Source organism: Candidatus Infernicultor aquiphilus, assembly GCF_002784285.1.
Lineage (GTDB): Bacteria > Atribacterota > Phoenicimicrobiia > Phoenicimicrobiales > Phoenicimicrobiaceae > Infernicultor > Infernicultor aquiphilus.
Window position 1 is genome coordinate 1 of the sequence record NZ_PFKO01000359.1, and the last position, 3,162, is coordinate 3,162.

At 30.6% G+C, this 3,162-nt stretch carries 4 protein-coding genes; all 4 read left to right on the plus strand.

Annotated elements, in window-relative coordinates; all coding sequences use genetic code 11:
- A partial coding sequence (locus COZ07_RS10090; protein ID WP_406608437.1) for a polysaccharide pyruvyl transferase family protein occupies positions 1-595 on the plus strand: 595 nt, incomplete at its 5' end.
- A 21-nt stretch (positions 596-616) separates the two neighbouring features.
- Complete coding sequence (gene ftsE, locus COZ07_RS10095) at positions 617-1,291, plus strand: cell division ATP-binding protein FtsE (RefSeq protein WP_406608439.1); 675 nt, start codon at positions 617-619, stop codon at positions 1,289-1,291.
- 1 nt (position 1,292) lies between these two features.
- The gene (gene ftsX / locus COZ07_RS10100; protein ID WP_406608438.1) at positions 1,293-2,177 is read left to right on the plus strand and encodes a permease-like cell division protein FtsX; all 885 of its coding nucleotides are present in this window, start codon (positions 1,293-1,295) and stop codon (positions 2,175-2,177) included.
- Positions 2,178-2,442: 265 nt separating this feature from the next.
- The gene (locus COZ07_RS10105) at positions 2,443-2,697 is read left to right on the plus strand and encodes a type II toxin-antitoxin system YafQ family toxin (protein WP_406608440.1); all 255 of its coding nucleotides are present in this window, start codon (positions 2,443-2,445) and stop codon (positions 2,695-2,697) included.
- The last annotated feature ends 465 nt before the right edge of the window (positions 2,698-3,162 follow it).

A 3,162-nucleotide genomic window follows, 5' to 3' on the forward strand; every position in this document is an offset into this window, starting at 1 on the left:
AGATATTAACTGTATTTTAAATCATTACCCTCATATTCAGAAATTAATGAATTCAGATAACCGTCCGATAATCGGAGTATCAGTCAGAAAATATAAGGGTAATAGGTCAGATTTAAAAATAATGTTTGCCCAATTGGCTGATTATTTAATCGAAAAATATAAAGTAAAAATTGTTTTTCTTCCCTTTGAATTTGATGATGATGTGCAGGTTAGTGAAGAGATATTATCTTTGATGAAAAACCAGGCTGATATCTTGAAAATAAAACTTGAACCGGAAGAGTTAATTTCTATTCTATCTCAATTTTCTTTGCTGATTGGAGTTAGACTTCATTCTATTATATTTTCCAGTATGGCTAACCTTCCTTTTATTGCTTTTAAATATGATCCTAAAGTTAAAAATTTTGTAGCGGAGTTGGGCTTATCTGAGTTATTATTAGAATTAGATAATGTTTCTTTAGAAAAAATTCAAGAAAAAATAGAATATATTAGAGAAAATAAGGATAGAATAAAAGAGATTTTATCTGAAAAAGTAAAGGATTTAAAAGAAAAAGCTCTAATTAATAATAATTTGGTTTTTAAACTTTTAAAGATTTAACTATTGAGGTTATTATTGGATATGATCAGGATGTTTCATGTCTATAAAACTTATCACCCTAAAATTCAGGCTTTAATAGATGTTAATATTCATATAAGAAAGGGTGAGTTTGTTTTTTTAGTGGGTCCTACCGGGGCCGGAAAGAGCACTTTTTTAAAATTGATTTACCGAGAAATTATTCCCACTAAGGGACAGGTAATTATTGATGGTATAAATATATCTCGACTTAAACCCAGTTATATACCTTATTTAAGACGTAATATTGGTATTGTCTTTCAAGATTTTAAATTATTATATAATAGGACGGTATATGAAAATATTTCCTTTGGATTAAAAGCAATTGGAGCAACTAACTTTGAGATAAGACAACAGGTTAAGAAAGTTCTTAATTTAATGGGGCTAGAACATAAAAAGAATGTTAAATCTCAATTGCTTTCAGGAGGAGAGCAACAGAAACTATGTATTGCCAGAGCTATTGCCAATGAACCATTAATATTGTTGACCGATGAACCTACCGGTAATTTAGACCCTGATACTTCCTGGGAGATTATGCAGCTCTTATTTCATATCAATATACGAGGGACTACTATTATAATGGCTTCTCATAATAAACTTATAGTAGATAAAGCTAAAAAGCGAGTGGTTAGAGTTGAACGAGGAAAAATAATAGAAGATACACAAAGAGGGATATATTAAGATGATTTTTGAGAATATGGGATTTTATTTTAAAGAGGCTTTGCTTAGTTTTAGGAGAAGTACTTTAATGAGTCTGGCAGCTATTATAAGTATTACTACTATTTTAATGGTGGTCGGAGTATTTCTATTGATTTACCTAAATTCTAATCTTTTTCTAAAAAATATAGAATCTCAGTTAGAGATTGTAGTATATTTAGAAGATGATATTTCTAAGACTGAGTTAGACAATTTAAAAAATACTATTGTTTCAGTAGACGGAATAAAAGAAGTAAAATTTATATCTAAAGAGGAGGCTTATCAGCGTTTATTAAAAGATTTGGGAGATCAAAAAGATATATTTACTGCTATAGAAGTAAATCCTCTTCCAGCCTCTTTTGAGATAAAGGTAAAGGACTCTAAGACGATTGAACAAATTGCTAATCGAGTAGCTAAATTAAAAAAAGTAGAAGAAGTAGATTATGGTCAGGAGACTGTGGAAAGATTGTTAAACTTTACTTATATATTTAGAAGAGCTGGAGTTTTAATACTAGTACTTTTAGTCTTTGCTTCAATTTTAATTATATCTAATATAATGAGAATTACTGTGTATGCGAGGAGACAAGAAATTGAGATAATGAGCTTAGTTGGAGCTACCTCCCAGTTTATTAAATGGCCCTTTATAATTGAGGGTTTTCTACAGGGTTTTATCTCTGCCATTCTAGCTATAATAATTTTATATAACTTTTATTTTTTTGCGATAAATAAAGTACATCAAGTCATTCCTTTTTTGCCCATGGTAGGGAATAAAATGGATTTATTACCCCTAGGCCTAGCAATTGTGTTGTTGGGGAGTTTAGTAGGAATTTTGGGAAGTATGTTTTCAGTAGGGAAATATTTAAATGTTTAAGAAGAGATTAGTTTTGGAGAGGAATAAAAAAATATTTTCTACTTGGATATTAATTTTAATCTTTATTTTATTTGCTGTTTTATTTGGATATGGGGAGAGTGAAAGCTATAATCAAAAGATAATAGAGGAAAACGAGAGATTAAAAAAGATAGATCAACAGATTAAAACGGTTAAAAATGAAATTAATAATTTACAAAAAAAAGAAAGTGGTTATTTAGAAGCACTTCACAAAATAGAAAAACTGTTACAAGACGCCGAGAAAGAAATGCAAACCACAGAAAAAGATTTAAAACTTGCTAAAAAACGGGGTTTAAATATGAAGTTGCTTGACAAAGTAATCACTATACTCGTAATCGAAGGCAAACTCCCGTCAAAATACAAACCGCATACTTTAAAAGGAAACTATGCAGGTTTATGGGAATGCCACGTTCAACCCGATTGGCTATTGGTTTGGGAACAAAATGAAACCATAAAGCTAATTACACTGATTAGAACAGGAACCCACAGCGATTTGTTTTAACCTCCCGATACTTACTACTCTGGAGCGTGATTCCGTAAGGCACGAATGCGCTTCTCAATACTTTTCTTTTTTGCGATAACAAAAAACAAAAACTCGAAGTGTCAATGGTTACTTCAATAAAGTTGTATCGAGACCCGAAACGGATGTTATTGGGATTGAACGAACTCAGTTTGACACTGTTTTCATGGAAACTTAAACATTCGTATGGCATAACTATTGACTTATTCAGTCAGTAAAATTGCATATATATTTTCAAATATTTGATAAACAGCTAATTAATATTTACATTTATAAAATTCATTTGAACGCAAATTGCATCAGATGACATTTTGACGGAATAATATCCTTATGAACGAAAGAAACTTTATCAGCATAGACAGTTTGTCACTCCAAGATTTAGACCACGATTCTGAATTGATTCCCTTGATGACACCCGAAGACGAGGAAGAAATCAGCAAAGAATCT

Excerpts from the sequence above, each read along its gene's own strand:
- ftsE (WP_406608439.1), top strand. The coding sequence starts at position 617 with ATGATCAGGATGTTTCATGTCTATAAAACTTATCACCCTAAAATTCAG.
- ftsX (WP_406608438.1), top strand. The coding sequence starts at position 1,293 with ATGATTTTTGAGAATATGGGATTTTATTTTAAAGAGGCTTTGCTTAGT.
- COZ07_RS10105 (WP_406608440.1), top strand. The coding sequence starts at position 2,443 with ATGCAAACCACAGAAAAAGATTTAAAACTTGCTAAAAAACGGGGTTTA.